The sequence below is a fragment of the Phocaeicola dorei genome, from assembly GCF_013009555.1.
Lineage (GTDB): Bacteria > Bacteroidota > Bacteroidia > Bacteroidales > Bacteroidaceae > Phocaeicola > Phocaeicola dorei.
The window spans coordinates 4,891,301-4,905,870 of sequence record NZ_CP046176.1; the positions used below are offsets into that span (position 1 = coordinate 4,891,301).

Here is a 14,570-nt window from a genome sequence, read left to right on the forward strand (position 1 = left end):
CCCTAAATGACAGATTATTCTTAATTTTGCTGCGAAATAAATGAATATGTAATTTTAATAACAATATAAACATGGATAAGAAGTATAGCAAGGAGACCTTATGCGTACAGGCAGGCTGGACTCCGAAAAAAGGCGAACCGCGCGTTTTGCCTATTTATCAAAGTACCACATTCAAGTATGACACCAGCGAACAGATGGCGCGTCTGTTCGATCTGGAAGATTCGGGATATTTCTATACACGCTTGCAAAACCCCACCAATGACGCCGTCGCCGCAAAAATCGCAGCATTGGAAGGTGGTGTGGGTGCTATGCTGACCTCGTCCGGCCAGGCTGCCAACTTCTATGCCATTTTCAATATCTGTCAGGCAGGCGACCACTTCGTATGCTCGTCTACCATCTACGGAGGTACATTCAACCTGTTCGGCGTCACGCTGAAAAAACTGGGCATCGAGTGTACCTTCATTGACGCCAATGCATCCGAAGAGGAAATAGACCAAGCTTTCCGCCCGAATACCAAAGCGTTGTTCGGCGAAACCATCTCCAATCCGAGCATCGATGTGCTGGACATCGAAAAGTTCGCACGCATCGCACACAAGCACGGTGTGCCTTTGATTGTGGACAACACCTTCGCCACTCCCATCAATTGCCGCCCGTTTGAATGGGGAGCGGATATCGTCACCCATTCTACAACCAAATACATGGACGGTCATGCCACCAGTGTAGGAGGCGCCATTGTGGACAGCGGCAACTTTGACTGGGAAGCCCATGCGGACAAATTCCCCGGTCTGACCCAGCCCGACGAGTCTTATCACGGACTGACTTATACCAAAGCGTTCGGCAAAATGGCTTACATAACGAAAGCAACCGCCCAACTGATGCGTGACCTCGGCTCCATCCAGTCTCCGCAAAATGCGTTCCTGCTGAATCTGGGATTGGAAACATTACACCTGCGCGTGCCCCGTCATTGCGAAAACGCACAGAAGGTGGCCGAATGGCTGGAAGCCAACCCAAAAGTGAAATGGGTGAACTATTGCGGACTGAAAAGCAGCAAATACTATGATCTGGCACAGAAATATATGCCAAACGGCTCGTGCGGTGTCATCGCTTTCGGCTTGAACGGAACCCGTGAGGAAGCGATAGAATTTATGGACAGGCTGAAATTCATCTGCATCGTAACCCATGTGGCCGACGCACGGACCTGCGTACTGCATCCCGCCAGCCATACTCACCGCCAGCTCACCGACGAACAGTTGCGCGAAGCGGGAGTAGCTCCGGACTTGATTCGTCTTTCAGTGGGCATCGAGAATGTAAACGACATCATAGCCGACATTGAGCAAGCTTTACAATAAGACGAAGCGGATGAAAAGAATCATTATCATTGGCGCCACTTCCGGCATCGGACTGGAAGTGGCGCGATGCTATCTGAAAGACGGCTGGCAAGTAGGCGTGGCAGGACGTAGAGAAGAAGAACTGGAAAAAATCCGGTTATCCGCGCCCGGACAGGTATGTACTCAGACAATAGATGTCACCCGTGAGGACGCCCCTTTCTCATTGGAGCAACTGATTACTAAAATGGGAGGTATGGATGTGTTCTTGCTCAGCTCAGGCATAGGCAAACAAAATCTTTCACTTCAACCCGATATAGAATTACAAACCGCCGCCACCAATGTTTCGGGATTCATACGGATGGTCAATGCCGCCTATCACTATTTTGAGCAACGCGGGAAAGGGCATATAGCCGTAATCAGCTCCATAGCAGGCACCAAAGGGCTGGGATCCGCCCCAGCTTATTCAGCTACCAAGCGGTTTCAGAACACGTACATAGATGCATTGGACCAATTGGCACACATGAAGAAACTAAACATCTCCTTCACCGATATCCGTCCCGGATTTGTCGCCACTCCTTTGCTGAAAGATGATAAATATCCGCTGCTGATGCATACTTCCCAAGTGGCATCTCAAATTGTAAAAGCCATCTCCCGAAGGAAAAGAGTAGCCATCATAGACTGGCGCTATCAGCTTATCGTATTCTTCTGGAAATTGATTCCCGGATGGTTATGGGTGAGGCTGCCTGTGCGGAACCAATAATCCCCAGCCAATATCATTTCATAAGAAAAACCCCTTGTTCTCATCTTGAACTTGTGAAAGATTTGTAAACAAGGCGAGGGTTTCTTCATTCTACTCCCCGAAATTACCTGAATGAAAGGAATTGGTTAAAGGGACCGGCAAAGCCTGTGATCATGCTGATGAAAGATCAAACAGGCTATTGAATGATGCTTTCTTTGTAAAGCTGAACCTCTTTACAAACATAGAAACTTAAAAAAATTCTTTTCCCTTTGTAACAACTTTCCCACTTCCCCCGTCTATCTGATTGAAAGCGCTTTCAAAAACAAATTCAGTTATGAACAAAAACAAAATAAAACCATGAAAAAGTTTGTATTTACTCTATTGCTAGTCTTCGTCTGCCATCTGGGCTACGCCCAAGGCATCAACGGTCTTTTCAATGAATTCGGCAGCGAAAAAAATGCCGATTGTGTCAAAGTATCTTCTTTCATGATGTCTCTTGGAAAAATGTTTGCCGGACACGATGAAGATGCTAAGATAATAAGAAAAATAAAGTCAATAAAAGTACTGGACCTGGAATCTTGTACGGCAAGCGTAAAAGAACGGTTCAACAAAAAAGTGAACAAACTGAATCTGAAAGGATATGATGAGCTGATGCGTGTAAACGATGAAGGCGAGAAAGTCCGCGTGCTGATGAAAACAAAAAAGGAAACTATCCGTGAACTGCTGTTTGTATGCACCGGAAAAGAAGACTGTACACTGGTACAGATAAACGGAAAATTCACAAAGGATGATATAGACAAATTAGTAAATCAGGAAACAGGAAAGAAGCATGGACGCCGCTGAGTTTAAGCAACAATTTCTACCTTACCACCGGAAACTCTACCGAGTAGCCTTCCGGCTGACGGGCAACCCTCAGGATGCGGAAGATATGGTGCAGGAAGCGTATCTGAAATTGTGGAACAAGCGCGATGAACTGGCGGACGTACTGAACACCGAAGCCTATTGTGTCACCCTCATCAAGAATCTGTGCTACGACGTCCTGCGCCGGAGTCAGCCGGATGAAGACGGACGCCCTCCCGAAGAACTGAACCTCCCCATGGACACCAACATAGCCCGGGAAATAGAACAGCGGGATGAAGTGAACCAAGTAAAACGGCTCATCGGCAGACTGCCCGAGCAACAAAAACGTGTGATTCTGCTTCGTGATGTCAATGATTGCTCCTTTGAGGAGATAGAGCAAGCCACCGGACTGAATGCCATCAACATACGTGTGTTGCTGAGCCGCGCCCGCAAAAAGATACGTGAACAATATAATGAAATAATGAACTATGAAAGTAAATGAAATAGAAAGACTATTGGCCCGGTATTACGATGGAGAAACCAGCGATACCGAAGAAAAGGAACTGAAACGCTTTTTTACCGAAGAGGACGTTCCGGCTCATTTACTTGCCGAGAAGGAAATCTTCATGCAACTGGCAGCACATCCCGCTCCCGAAATACCGGAAGGCCTGGAAAGCAGGCTGAGCCGCAAGATAGACGAATGGGACACAGGCGAAAGACGCACGCTGAAAATAAAAAAACATATACGGGCCCTCCGCTTGCAATGGATAGGAAGCATAGCCGCCAGCCTGCTCATCCTGCTCTCCGTAGGACTGTACCTATACAAGCCCTATCCGGCACCGCAAGATACCTGCGCCACCCCCGAAGAAGCATACGCACAGGCCCAAAAGGCACTTATCATGCTTTCCAGCAGCCTGAATAAAGGAATAGAAAAGGTGGAATCGGTGCAGGAAGCTACCGGAAAAATTCAAGAGAACGTAAACGAACAATTAAACCGATTAAATAACATAAAACAATGAAACGTACATATATCATTACTTTATTGCTCTCTCTGTGCTCACTGTTCACCTACGCACAGGACAGTTTTTTCGACAAGTTCGCTGATATGGAAGGGGTAACCTCTGTCTATATCTCAAAAGCCATGCTCAGCCTGATGCCCAACATGAAAACGGAAGGGGTAAATATAGGCGAAGTAGCCTCCAAACTGGATAACATCCAGATTCTAAGTTGTGAAAAACCCGACATTATCGCCAAGCTGAAAAAGGAGACAGCTTTCATCAGCCCCAAGAACGGCTACGAGGAGTTGATGCGCATAAACGATGAAGGCGAGAAAACCATCATTTATCTGAAACGGAACAAAAACAAAGAAAAGGAATTTGTATTGATGAGTCAGGAAAAAAATGAATTTACCATCATCGCCATCACAGGAAATCTGACTCTGCAAGAGATACAAGGGATCATCAACAAGGAGTAACTCCACACATACCCCACCCTAAGGCCTTTTCTCCCGCCTGCTAAGGTCTGAAGAAAGGATATATACTATCTCCATAGCACTATGGAGTTATCTCCAAAGCTTGCGGAGTTAACTCCAAAGGCTATGGAGATAACTCCGCAGGTTTTGGAGATAGTAACCGGACGGCCTGAAAGGCTTAACAATAGGGCTGCGAACGCTTACGTTGTCTCCGGCAAAGGGTTATCCACCCGCAGAGACCCTGCCAGTCAAGGAACTTATTTCTTTATCCGTTTTTGGGTAGGCAAAGTAAACTCATGCGCTTCGGTCACCGCCCCGTTGCTCTCTGTTGCAAAAACACGGAATTGCGCCTGGCCTGTTTTCAACTTCCTGCCTCCGCGAATGGTGGCCGTATACCTTATCTGATTCCCGACAGGCATATAGGCTATCTGAGCCGAAGGTGAAATCAAAATATGTTTCATGCCGCTCATTTCCTCTATCACCGGAGTAACATTGTAAGCGGGCACATCCCCATCATTCACCACATCGAACACCAGTTTGCTGTCTTCTTCCGCATCAATAACATGGTTACGGTTATCATCGATAAAACGCAGGTTGATGATCCTCAATCCTGACGAAGGCTCATAAGAGGAAGTATGCTCATACTGCGAAGAAGAAGGATAAGTCTTCACGTAATACTCCTCCACCTGATAAGTTTTCTCCCGAGGCGTAGTTATGGCATTTCCCACAGCAGCCCCCGTTACAGTTCCCAGCAGGGCGCCGAATTGCGAACCGTTATATCCGCCGGCCCTGTCACCCACAATAGCGCCTAATACTCCGCCGATGGCCGCACCGGCTTGTACTGCCGCCGGATTACCTTGCATTCCGGATGGTGAGCAAGCCGAAAGCAAAGCGGTCGGAATGCATAAAATGAATATCATTTTTCTCATACCCCAAGTAGTTTATAATCTTTATCAGACAGACAAATATACTTTTTCCTATTGACAATGGATTCATCGGCTATGTTAAAATTTCATTTCCTGTCATTCATCCTCATCGGTCTAACCGCCATCATTCCGGATGGAAGGCTCTTCTTCCTAAAATGAAAAGATAAGTCTAAATAACACAAGAAACAGAAGGAGACGTTTTTTTTTCTATATATTTGCCGGGAAACAAATGAAAAGTTCTTCGCCATACCCTTGCATCGCCGCAGAAGGCTTCCCCCCTCTCCGCAGCAAAACCGCACCCGGTATGGCAAGGAAATATTTACAACCTATCATTATGGAATTGAAAGCAAAATACGAACAGCGCATTGAACAGGCTGAGGCAGAACTCCGCCAGGTAAAAAATAAGATTCTCCGCATCAGCACGCTGAGGGTCTTGTTATTTGCAGCAGGGATTATAGGAACAATCTACTTCTATCAGGCAGGAACAACCACTATATGTCTCACTATAGCGGTCACTTTCGTTCCTTTTCTGGCATTGGTGAAGTATCACAACCGGTTGTTTTTCCGCAAAGACTGGCTGGAAACCTGCATACGGGTGAATAGTGACGAGCTTTCCGCACTGGCGGACAACTATGAGCCTTTTGAGGACGGAAAGGAATTTACAAACCCGGCCCACAGGTATTCTTTTGACCTGGACTTGTTCGGAAGGCACTCTTTGTTTCAGGCCTTGAACCGTACCTGCACTTCATTCGGAAGGGAAAAACTGGCAGAATGGTTACAAAATCATCTGGAGATAAAGGAAGAGATAATCCAACGGCAGGAGGCGACAAAGGAACTGGCTGCTTATTCCGATTTCCGGGAAACATTCCGGATTACCGGTCTGCTCTACAAAGGGGCGACAAGCGACCGCGAAGAAATTAAAGAGTGGACGGAAGCACCTGCTTATTTCAGCAAGAAATGGTGGAGTCGCCCGTTATTGGGAATAGTTCCCGGAGTCAACATCGTACTGGCTATGCTGGGAGTGGCCGGGGTCATTCCGATGACATGGTTCGGACTGGCCTTCGGACTGTTCGTGATAGGTAGTTTCGGACTGATAAAGCCTGTCAGCAATCTGCAAAGAGTTTATGACAAGAAATTACGTATCCTGTCTATCTACGCCGAACTGATCAGCCTGATAGAGAACCGGGAAATGAACGCTCCGCTACTCAGACACCTGAAAGCTGAATTCGGCATGGACGGGAAATCCACCACCCATATTTTGAAAGAGCTTTCACGGGAACTGGACAAACTGGACTTGCGCAACAACCAATTGTTATATGTCTTGCTGGAAGGTTCCATGTTCTGGCAACTCCGGCAGGTAATGCGCATTGAACAATGGAGGCACAAATATGGAAAATATCTGCTTCACTGGCTGGACGTCCTGGGTGACATTGATGCTCTTTGTTCGCTGGCGACATTTGCCGGCAACCATCCCGCATACGCCTATCCGGCCATTGCCGGCAAGCCTTTTGTTTTCCTTGCAAAGGATATGGGACATCCCCTGATGCCTGCACGGCAATGTGTGACCAATGATGCCGATATCCCCTCAAGACCGTTCTTTGTCATCATCACAGGAGCCAACATGGCAGGGAAAAGTACTTATCTGCGTACGATCGGAGTGAATTATGTATTGGCATGTACCGGCTGCCCTGTATGCTGTTCCTCCCTTGAAATATATCCTGCCAAACTAGTGACAAGCTTGCGGACTTCCGATTCGTTGACAGACAACGAATCTTACTTCTTTGCCGAACTAAAACGATTGAAACAAATTATAGACCGCCTGAATAAGGGAGAGGAGTTGTTCATCATTCTGGATGAGATTTTAAAAGGAACCAACTCGATGGACAAGCAGAAAGGCTCATTCGCCCTGGTACGCCAACTGATGGAACTGAAAACGAACGGTATCATTGCCACACACGACCTGCTATTAGGGAAATTAATAGAATATTTCCCCAAAGAGATACGGAATTATTGCTTTGAAGCTGATATCACCAACGATGAACTGACTTTTTCATACAAACTCCGTGAAGGTATCGCACAAAATATGAACGCTTGCTTCCTGATGAAAAAGATGGGGCTAATCATCAACGACTAACCCCACCCAACAATTTATCACATTAACGTCTTAAGCAAATAAAGCAGACCTTCACAGGCACACCTTATTTCATAACATAAAGAGTCATAGAAAATCAAAATTCACTTGTTTCCAAGCAATGTACAAACGCACTTGCATCGTCTCCCGTGAAATAAAACACAGAAGATGCAGGCTCGTATGTATAGGGGATGAAACGGAACAACTGGGCCGCAACGAATTTCTTATCCTGAGAAATCATATAGTCCATACGTACGTTTCCGTTTGTCTTTACTTTCACGTCATTCTTGGTTTCAAAACCTTTTTTCTCCAACGTTTCCGTTAAAGCCTGTAAATCGCATACATCAAAGAAGCAGGCTCCTTCTTTAGCTACACTGCCGGTAGGTGCATATACCCATTCCTTGCTTCGCCAGAAAAGGCGGAATACGGCCCACAGAAACAAAATGGTTCCACCAGCCATAAACACCATACTCATGGTGGATGAGGAATCCCCCATCTTTAAAGAGGTTGCAAATGCACCTGCACCTATCACGCAAAGGATAGCGGATATGATAACAGAAGAAATACTAGTACGTTTTACGACATCAGGATGTGTTGTTGAAAATAAGGTCGCTTCAGTAGAAACTGTATTACTCATAATAATTTAAATTTTATTCTTTACTAATTAAAAAGACAATAATTCATACCAAGGTCACATCTCGCCATCACCGACAAGACGGAACCATGAAAAAACAAATTGGTAAAAGAATAAAAGCTAAATGAGAATACGCCTCATACCGAAGATATAGTGCTCGCAAGCACTATCCCAATGAAGGGAGTGGGAAGAGGCATACACATGGGTATGACAGCTTGCAAGACTGGCCATCCGGGCGGCCATCTTACGCAACAAAGTCTTTATAAATTGGGTAGTCTCTATGGAGGAAAAACGGTACATACGCTCTGCAGAAGCACTGACACGATGTGCTAAAGTATGAGCATCCCCAAACTCCATATCTGCTATTCCCTTATTGCTATCCATGGGAATGACACTATCCTCATTGATGGAGTCCTGCGGAGTAGTATCCGTATTCTGTACAGTACATACCGTCATTAACGCAGCTGGAACTGCATCAACATATTCTGTTCTGGCAAAAGCCAAAGCAAACAGAAAAAATAATATGACTGTTACAAATCCTCTCATTGCTTACTGTTTGAGTTACAAAGATAACATAAATAGCTTCTTAGGTTTCATTTCATACAATAATTAACAAATATCAAAGGTATTTTGTTTTAAAGGAGATTTGAAGGATTATCAAAAGATATGAAGGATCAGCTCTCAACTCCTTCATGATTTCTTTTTGAGATACAGGCAGTTATCTATCCATGAAGGTTTTGAAGGAATTATTCAGTGTTCTTAATTCCGGCTTTAATCTAAAAGCTGTTCTCGTTCTGTATGCTTCGTTCATATCAAAACTTTTGTAAACAGGACAAGTAATATTTATGTGGACGAAAGCGCTCTCAGCTTGTTTTCTCATTACTGCCGGTCATGGCATAAAATAAAAAAAAGCCACAGCTTTTATAGCTATGGCTTTTATATATATGATGATATACAGATTATTCAGCTTTAGGGGCTTCCTCTGTAGTTTCAGCTGCCGATGCTGCAGGAGCTTCTGTAGCGGCTGCACTCTTCTTAGAACGACGAGTACGAGTTGCTTTCTTAGCAGTTGCAGTCTTAGCCATGTTTTCATCGTAATCTACCAATTCGATAAAGCACATTTCAGCATTATCACCCAAACGATGACCTGTTTTGATGATACGAGTGTAACCACCCGGACGATCTGCTACTTTTACAGAGATTTCTTTGAACAACTCCGTTACAGCAAACTTATCTTGCAAGTTGCTAAATACAACACGACGTGAATTAGTTGTGTCGTCTTTAGATTTTGTAATTAAAGGCTCAACGAATTTCTTCAAAGCTTTAGCCTTTGCAACAGTCGTAGTGATTCTTTTGTGCTTGATCAAAGAACAAGCCATGTTAGATAACATAGCACTTCTATGAGAAGCAGTACGACCTAAATGATTGAATTTCTTATTATGTCTCATTTTTTATTCTTTATCTAATTTATATTTAGAGATATCGGTCCCAAACGACAGATTCAGACCCTCGAGCAAATCATCAAGCTCCGTGAGCGATTTCTTACCGAAGTTTCTGAACTTCAACAGATCTGTCTTGTTGAACTGTACCAAGTCACCCAATGTTTCCACATCGGCAGCTTTCAAGCAGTTCAAGGCACGAACTGAGAGGTCCATATCAACAAGCTTAGTCTTAAGCAGCTGGCGCATGTGCAATACTTCTTCATCAAATTCTTCATTGCCGTCCACATCGGATGTTTCAAGAGTAATCTTTTCATCAGAGAACAACATGAAATGATAAATCAATATTTTAGCGGCTTCTTTCAAAGCTTCCTTCGGGTGAATGGAACCATCGGTAGTAATTTCCAATACCAGCTTTTCGTAGTCAGTCTTCTGTTCAACACGGAAGTTTTCTACCTGATATTTTACATTACGTATCGGTGTGTAAATAGAATCGATAGGAATTACATTAACATCGGTACAATATTCGCGGTTTTCGTCGGCCGGAACATACCCTCTACCTTTATTAATAGTAATGTCCATCTGCATTGTTGCTTTTGAATCTAAATGGCAAATAACCAATTCAGGATTTAACACTTCAAATCCAGTCAAATACTTACTTATATCACCTGCCTTAAATTCACTAGAATTCTCAACGGTAATGCTTACCTTTTCATTTTCGAACTCTTCTACTACTTGCTTAAATCTGACTTGCTTCAGATTTAAGATAATGTTGGTCACGTCTTCTTTAACACCAGGTACAGATGCGAACTCATGTTCTACACCTTCGATCTTAATCGTATTGATTGCAAATCCTTCCAATGAAGAAAGAAGAATACGGCGTAAAGCATTACCTACGGTAATACCGAAACCGGGTTCGAGTGGACGGAACTCAAATTTTCCAAATCTGGAGTCCGCTTCCAACATTAATACTTTATCAGGTTTTTGAAATGCTAATATCGCCATGAAATTAATTATTATTTAGAGTACAATTCAACGATCAAGTGTTCTTTAATGTTTTCAGGAATGTCTGCTCTTTCAGGTATATGTAACAACTTACCTACCTTAGAACTTTCATCCCACTCCAACCAAGGATATTTGCTATGATTGAATCCTGCAAGTGAATTAGCAATCACTTCCAAAGATTTAGATCTTTCGCGTACACCCACAATCTGACCGGGTTTTACAGAGAATGAAGGAATATTAACTACCTTTCCATCTACTGTAATGTGCTTGTGACTTACTAACTGACGGGCAGCAGCACGAGTCGGAGCAATACCCAAACGGAACACCACGTTGTCAAGACGAGCCTCTAAACTCTGCAACAAGATTTCACCGGTAATACCGTTAGCACTTGCAGCCTTTTCAAACAGGTTACGGAATTGTTTTTCCAACACACCGTAAGTATATTTAGCTTTTTGTTTTTCCGCCAACATGACACCATACTCAGAAGTCTTTCTTCTTCTGTTGTTACCATGTTGTCCGGGAGGATAATTCTTCTTAGATAAAACTTTATCTGCTCCAAAGATTCCTTCACCGAATTTACGGGCAATTCTTGATTTTGGTCCAGTATATCTAGCCATTTCTTTTTCTAATTTAATTGTTACTAATGAACTTAATTTGTTGCAGCCGCGATTACAGAAAGGAAGTGCAATCCATTATTAACAAAATCAAGTTACATATAAAAATAGGTTATCTATTAAACTCTTCTTCTTTTCGGAGGACGACAACCGTTGTGTGGAAGCGGAGTTACATCAATAATTTCAGTAACCTCGATACCAGCTCCGTGAACAGTTCTGATAGCAGACTCACGTCCGTTTCCAGGACCCTTTACATAAGCTTTCACCTTTCTCAGGCCAAGATCAAACGCTACTTTAGCGCAATCTTGTGCAGCCATCTGTGCTGCATAAGGAGTGTTCTTCTTAGAACCTCTAAATCCCATCTTACCTGCAGAAGACCATGAGATAATCTGACCTTCACTATTTGCCAAAGATACAATGATGTTGTTGAATGAAGAATGAACATGCAACTGTCCATTAGCGTCAACCTTCACATTTCTCTTCTTAGCTGCGACTGTTTTTTTTGCCATATCAACAATTATTATTTAGTAGCTTTTTTCTTATTTGCAACTGTTTTCTTTCTTCCCTTACGTGTACGAGCGTTGTTCTTAGTGCTCTGGCCACGAACCGGCAGACCAATACGGTGACGTACACCACGATAGCAACCAATATCCATTAATCGCTTAATGTTTAATTGCACTTCTGAACGAAGATCACCTTCTACTTTGTATTCAGCACCAATGATTTCACGAATTCTAGCAGCCTGGTCATCTGTCCAGTCTTTCACTTTCACATCTCTGTCAACACCAGCCTTATCCAAGATTTTTGCTGAACTACTGCGTCCAATACCATATACATAGGTTAACGCAATCTCGCCTCTCTTATTCTGAGGCAAATCTACACCAACTATTCTTATAGCCATATACTAAATTATTTTTTTTGCAAAAATAATAAATTATCCTTGACGTTGTTTATACTTAGGATTTTTCTTGTTAATAACATACAAACGGCCATTTCGTCTAACGATTTTGCATTCCGGCGTACGTTTCTTTAATGATGCTCTTACTTTCATATCTTATTTCTTTTTTATTTGTATCTAAAAACGATTCTTCCTTTAGATAAGTCATAAGGAGACATCTCTACTCTGACCTTATCCCCGGGTAATATTTTAATGTAATGCATTCTCATCTTGCCAGAGATATGAGCAGTAATCTCATGCCCGTTTTCTAGCTCAACACGAAACATTGCATTAGACAATGCTTCAACTATAACTCCATCTTGTTCTATTGCGGATTGCTTTGCCATATTAAATTGCTTTATCTCCTAATACTTGTTCGACATATTCAAATGAGGACAAAATATCTGCCTTCCCAACTCCTATTGCAACTGTATGCTCAAAGTGAGCGGCACATTTCCTATCGCGTGTACGCACTGTCCATCCATCTCTTTCCATTACTATTTGGCGGGAACCCAATGTTATCATCGGTTCGATGGCAATGCACATACCCTTTTTCAACAGAGTGCCATATCCTCTTTTTCCATAATTGGGTACCTGCGGATCTTCATGCATATCTTTTCCAATGCCATGACCTACAAATTCTCTCACCACACCATAGGAATTAGCCTCGCAATGTTGCTGGACAGCAAAACCTATATCACCCAAACGCCTTCCATGAATGGCATTCTCTATACCTAAATATAAAGCTTCTTTTGTTGTCTTCAAAAGTTTCAAGACCTCAGGATCAACTTCTCCTACACAGAAAGTATAAGCTGAATCCCCACAAAAACCATTCATATAAGTACCACAATCAACAGAAACAATATCACCTTCTTTCAAAGGGGTATCATTGGGAATACCGTGTACAACCTGATCATTTACCGAAGTACACAAGGTACTGGGGAAGGGATCACCATACTGATTTGGAAAACCTTTAAAAGTAGGAACAGCTCCATTATCTCTAATAAACTCTTCGGCCACCTTGTCAAGTTCCTTAGTTGTCACACCGGGTTTTATCAATTTAGCAACTTCAGCCAGAGTCCTACCTACAAGTAGGTTACTCTGACGAAGCAGCTCTATCTCATCATCTGTCTTAAGAAATATCATCTCAGACTAATTAATATGCAGCAACATTACCAGCACGCCCCTTGATTCTTCCAGAATTTAACAATCCGTCATAATGGCGCATCAACAAATGACTTTCTACCTGTTGGAGTGTATCCAATACAACACCTACAAGAATCAATAAGGATGTACCACCAAAGAACTGGGCGAACTCAGCTTTTACTCCAAAAATGCCAGCAAATGCAGGCATAATGGCTACAAGAGCCAAGAATATAGAACCCGGCAGAGTAATACGAGACATAATCGCATCTATATACTCAGCTGTATTCTTACCTGGTTTTATTCCCGGAATAAAACCATTATTTCTCTTCATATCTTCTGCCATCTGGTTAGGATTAATTGTTATTGCAGTATAGAAGTATGTAAACACAATAATCAATATTGCAAAAACAAAATTATACCAGAAGCTAGTATGATCTACAAATGCACGTACAATACCACTTGCGGTTGCAGCATTTGAGAAACCTACCAATGTAATAGGGATAAACATGATTGCCTGGGCAAAGATGATAGGCATTACATTCGCAGCATTCACCTTTAAAGGAATATATTGTCTTGCACCACCATATTGTTTGTTTCCTACAATACGTTTTGCATATTGCACGGGAACTTTGCGGACGCCTTGAACCAGCAAAATTGCTGCTGCAATAACGAACAACAAAAATACTATTTCCAACAAAAACATGATGATACCACCTGCACCCGGAGAAGCCAAACGAGAAACGAACTCCTGGAATAAAGATTGTGGCAGACGGGCAATAATACCTATCAAAATGATGAATGATATACCATTACCTATCCCTTTATCTGTTATTCTTTCTCCAAGCCACAGAATAAACATACTTCCAGCTGCCAAAATGATGGTAGAAGTAATTATAAAGAATGTCCAATCTAATGAAGCATTAAGTGATGGTCCGGCTTGCATCTTAAGGTTAAGCAAGTATGAGGGAGCTTGGAAAACCAAAATTGCAATTGTCAATATACGGGTATACTGATTGATTTTTCTTCTACCACTTTCACCTTCACGCTGGATTTTCTGAAAGTAGGGAACAGCAATCGCCAAAAGCTGAATTACAATTGATGCCGAGATATATGGCATGATTCCCAATGCAAAAATAGATGCATTAGAAAACGCTCCTCCAGAGAACATGTTTAACAAGGCTAACAAACCTTCACTCGTTTGTTTATGCAACTGAGTTAACATAGCAGGGTTAATACCTGGCAGAACCACGTAAGAACCAAACCTGTAAATTGCAACAAATAATATAGTAATGAGGATCCTTTGTCTCAGATCCTCAATTTTCCATATATTCTTTAATGTTTCAATAGATTTTCTCATTGA

The 14,570-nt window shown here is 42.8% G+C and carries 19 protein-coding genes; 7 read left to right on the forward strand and 12 right to left on the reverse strand.

Annotation, left to right across the window (positions count from 1 at the left end; all coding sequences use genetic code 11):
* The first annotated feature begins 71 nt into the window (after positions 1–71).
* The 6 genes from GKD17_RS19970 to GKD17_RS19995 all read left to right on the forward strand — a co-directional run bounded on the left by GKD17_RS19970 (position 72) and on the right by GKD17_RS19995 (position 4,381).
* On the forward strand, positions 72–1,349 hold the full coding sequence (locus GKD17_RS19970) for an O-acetylhomoserine aminocarboxypropyltransferase/cysteine synthase family protein (protein ID WP_007838897.1): 1,278 nt from the start codon (positions 72–74) through the stop codon (positions 1,347–1,349).
* 10 nt (positions 1,350–1,359) lie between these two features.
* A complete protein-coding gene (locus GKD17_RS19975) occupies positions 1,360–2,088 on the forward strand; it encodes an SDR family NAD(P)-dependent oxidoreductase (protein ID WP_007838898.1) in 729 nt (242 codons plus the stop codon).
* Between the two features lie 336 nt (positions 2,089–2,424).
* Positions 2,425–2,910, forward strand: a complete 486-nt coding sequence (locus GKD17_RS19980; RefSeq protein WP_007838900.1) for a DUF4252 domain-containing protein — start codon at positions 2,425–2,427, stop codon at positions 2,908–2,910.
* Positions 2,897–3,409, forward strand: coding sequence for an RNA polymerase sigma factor (locus GKD17_RS19985; protein ID WP_007838902.1), 513 nt, complete (start codon positions 2,897–2,899; stop codon positions 3,407–3,409). Before GKD17_RS19980 ends, GKD17_RS19985 begins: the two co-directional genes overlap by 14 nt.
* Positions 3,396–3,926, forward strand: a complete 531-nt coding sequence (locus GKD17_RS19990; RefSeq protein ID WP_007838904.1) for a hypothetical protein — start codon at positions 3,396–3,398, stop codon at positions 3,924–3,926. The genes GKD17_RS19985 and GKD17_RS19990 overlap by 14 nt, the downstream gene beginning before the upstream one ends.
* Entirely contained in the window at positions 3,923–4,381 is a 459-nt protein-coding gene (locus tag GKD17_RS19995; protein ID WP_007838906.1) for a DUF4252 domain-containing protein, read from the forward strand. The genes GKD17_RS19990 and GKD17_RS19995 overlap by 4 nt, the downstream gene beginning before the upstream one ends.
* Positions 4,382–4,635: 254 nt before the next feature.
* On the opposite strand, the gene GKD17_RS20000 is transcribed toward GKD17_RS19995, so the two are convergent.
* Entirely contained in the window at positions 4,636–5,307 is a 672-nt protein-coding gene (locus GKD17_RS20000; protein ID WP_007841167.1) for a glycine zipper domain-containing protein, read from the reverse strand.
* Positions 5,308–5,638: 331 nt separating this feature from the next.
* On the opposite strand from GKD17_RS20000, the gene GKD17_RS20005 reads away from it, so the two are divergent.
* Complete coding sequence (locus GKD17_RS20005) at positions 5,639–7,438, forward strand: MutS family DNA mismatch repair protein (protein ID WP_032936880.1); 1,800 nt, start codon at positions 5,639–5,641, stop codon at positions 7,436–7,438.
* A gap of 94 nt (positions 7,439–7,532) precedes the next feature.
* Here the strand turns inward: GKD17_RS20005 and GKD17_RS20010 are convergent, their stop codons facing one another.
* The 11 genes from GKD17_RS20010 to secY form a co-directional block, all read right to left on the reverse strand.
* On the reverse strand, positions 7,533–8,072 hold the full coding sequence (locus GKD17_RS20010) for a hypothetical protein (protein ID WP_007841170.1): 540 nt from the start codon (positions 8,070–8,072) through the stop codon (positions 7,533–7,535).
* 117 nt (positions 8,073–8,189) lie between these two features.
* Entirely contained in the window at positions 8,190–8,615 is a 426-nt protein-coding gene (locus GKD17_RS20015) for a hypothetical protein (protein ID WP_007838928.1), read from the reverse strand.
* A gap of 413 nt (positions 8,616–9,028) precedes the next feature.
* Positions 9,029–9,517: a 50S ribosomal protein L17 gene (gene rplQ, locus GKD17_RS20020; RefSeq protein WP_007838929.1), complete on the reverse strand. Its 489-nt coding sequence runs from the start codon at positions 9,515–9,517 to the stop codon at positions 9,029–9,031.
* Positions 9,518–9,520: 3 nt separating this feature from the next.
* Positions 9,521–10,513, reverse strand: coding sequence for a DNA-directed RNA polymerase subunit alpha (locus GKD17_RS20025; RefSeq protein WP_005844902.1), 993 nt, complete (start codon positions 10,511–10,513; stop codon positions 9,521–9,523).
* A gap of 11 nt (positions 10,514–10,524) precedes the next feature.
* The gene (gene rpsD / locus GKD17_RS20030; RefSeq protein ID WP_005844899.1) at positions 10,525–11,130 is read right to left on the reverse strand and encodes a 30S ribosomal protein S4; all 606 of its coding nucleotides are present in this window, start codon (positions 11,128–11,130) and stop codon (positions 10,525–10,527) included.
* A 116-nt stretch (positions 11,131–11,246) separates the two neighbouring features.
* Positions 11,247–11,636 (reverse strand): 30S ribosomal protein S11, encoded by a 390-nt coding sequence (gene rpsK / locus GKD17_RS20035; protein WP_005844897.1) that lies wholly within the window; start codon positions 11,634–11,636, stop codon positions 11,247–11,249.
* A gap of 11 nt (positions 11,637–11,647) precedes the next feature.
* Positions 11,648–12,028: a 30S ribosomal protein S13 gene (gene rpsM / locus GKD17_RS20040; RefSeq protein ID WP_007838931.1), complete on the reverse strand. Its 381-nt coding sequence runs from the start codon at positions 12,026–12,028 to the stop codon at positions 11,648–11,650.
* Positions 12,029–12,061: 33 nt separating this feature from the next.
* Positions 12,062–12,178 (reverse strand): type B 50S ribosomal protein L36, encoded by a 117-nt coding sequence (gene ykgO, locus GKD17_RS20045; RefSeq protein ID WP_002558051.1) that lies wholly within the window; start codon positions 12,176–12,178, stop codon positions 12,062–12,064.
* 14 nt (positions 12,179–12,192) lie between these two features.
* Entirely contained in the window at positions 12,193–12,411 is a 219-nt protein-coding gene (gene infA / locus GKD17_RS20050; RefSeq protein WP_002558052.1) for a translation initiation factor IF-1, read from the reverse strand.
* 1 nt (position 12,412) lies between these two features.
* Positions 12,413–13,210 (reverse strand): type I methionyl aminopeptidase, encoded by a 798-nt coding sequence (map, locus tag GKD17_RS20055; protein ID WP_007838932.1) that lies wholly within the window; start codon positions 13,208–13,210, stop codon positions 12,413–12,415.
* Positions 13,211–13,220: 10 nt separating this feature from the next.
* Positions 13,221–14,567: a preprotein translocase subunit SecY gene (gene secY, locus GKD17_RS20060; protein WP_005844891.1), complete on the reverse strand. Its 1,347-nt coding sequence runs from the start codon at positions 14,565–14,567 to the stop codon at positions 13,221–13,223.
* Positions 14,568–14,570: the final 3 nt, after the last annotated feature.

What these genes read in the sequence shown, in the direction of transcription:
- GKD17_RS19970 (WP_007838897.1), top strand. Translation starts at nt 72, where the DNA reads ATGGATAAGAAGTATAGCAAGGAGACCTTATGCGTACAGGCAGGCTGG.
- GKD17_RS19975 (WP_007838898.1), top strand. Translation starts at nt 1,360, where the DNA reads ATGAAAAGAATCATTATCATTGGCGCCACTTCCGGCATCGGACTGGAA.
- GKD17_RS19980 (WP_007838900.1), top strand. Translation starts at nt 2,425, where the DNA reads ATGAAAAAGTTTGTATTTACTCTATTGCTAGTCTTCGTCTGCCATCTG.
- GKD17_RS19985 (WP_007838902.1), top strand. Translation starts at nt 2,897, where the DNA reads ATGGACGCCGCTGAGTTTAAGCAACAATTTCTACCTTACCACCGGAAA.
- GKD17_RS19990 (WP_007838904.1), top strand. Translation starts at nt 3,396, where the DNA reads ATGAAAGTAAATGAAATAGAAAGACTATTGGCCCGGTATTACGATGGA.
- GKD17_RS19995 (WP_007838906.1), top strand. Translation starts at nt 3,923, where the DNA reads ATGAAACGTACATATATCATTACTTTATTGCTCTCTCTGTGCTCACTG.
- GKD17_RS20000 (WP_007841167.1), bottom strand. Translation starts at nt 5,307, where the DNA reads ATGAGAAAAATGATATTCATTTTATGCATTCCGACCGCTTTGCTTTCG.
- GKD17_RS20005 (WP_032936880.1), top strand. Translation starts at nt 5,639, where the DNA reads ATGGAATTGAAAGCAAAATACGAACAGCGCATTGAACAGGCTGAGGCA.
- GKD17_RS20010 (WP_007841170.1), bottom strand. Translation starts at nt 8,072, where the DNA reads ATGAGTAATACAGTTTCTACTGAAGCGACCTTATTTTCAACAACACAT.
- GKD17_RS20015 (WP_007838928.1), bottom strand. Translation starts at nt 8,615, where the DNA reads ATGAGAGGATTTGTAACAGTCATATTATTTTTTCTGTTTGCTTTGGCT.
- rplQ (WP_007838929.1), bottom strand. Translation starts at nt 9,517, where the DNA reads ATGAGACATAATAAGAAATTCAATCATTTAGGTCGTACTGCTTCTCAT.
- GKD17_RS20025 (WP_005844902.1), bottom strand. Translation starts at nt 10,513, where the DNA reads ATGGCGATATTAGCATTTCAAAAACCTGATAAAGTATTAATGTTGGAA.
- rpsD (WP_005844899.1), bottom strand. Translation starts at nt 11,130, where the DNA reads ATGGCTAGATATACTGGACCAAAATCAAGAATTGCCCGTAAATTCGGT.
- rpsK (WP_005844897.1), bottom strand. Translation starts at nt 11,636, where the DNA reads ATGGCAAAAAAAACAGTCGCAGCTAAGAAGAGAAATGTGAAGGTTGAC.
- rpsM (WP_007838931.1), bottom strand. Translation starts at nt 12,028, where the DNA reads ATGGCTATAAGAATAGTTGGTGTAGATTTGCCTCAGAATAAGAGAGGC.
- ykgO (WP_002558051.1), bottom strand. Translation starts at nt 12,178, where the DNA reads ATGAAAGTAAGAGCATCATTAAAGAAACGTACGCCGGAATGCAAAATC.
- infA (WP_002558052.1), bottom strand. Translation starts at nt 12,411, where the DNA reads ATGGCAAAGCAATCCGCAATAGAACAAGATGGAGTTATAGTTGAAGCA.
- map (WP_007838932.1), bottom strand. Translation starts at nt 13,210, where the DNA reads ATGATATTTCTTAAGACAGATGATGAGATAGAGCTGCTTCGTCAGAGT.
- secY (WP_005844891.1), bottom strand. Translation starts at nt 14,567, where the DNA reads ATGAGAAAATCTATTGAAACATTAAAGAATATATGGAAAATTGAGGAT.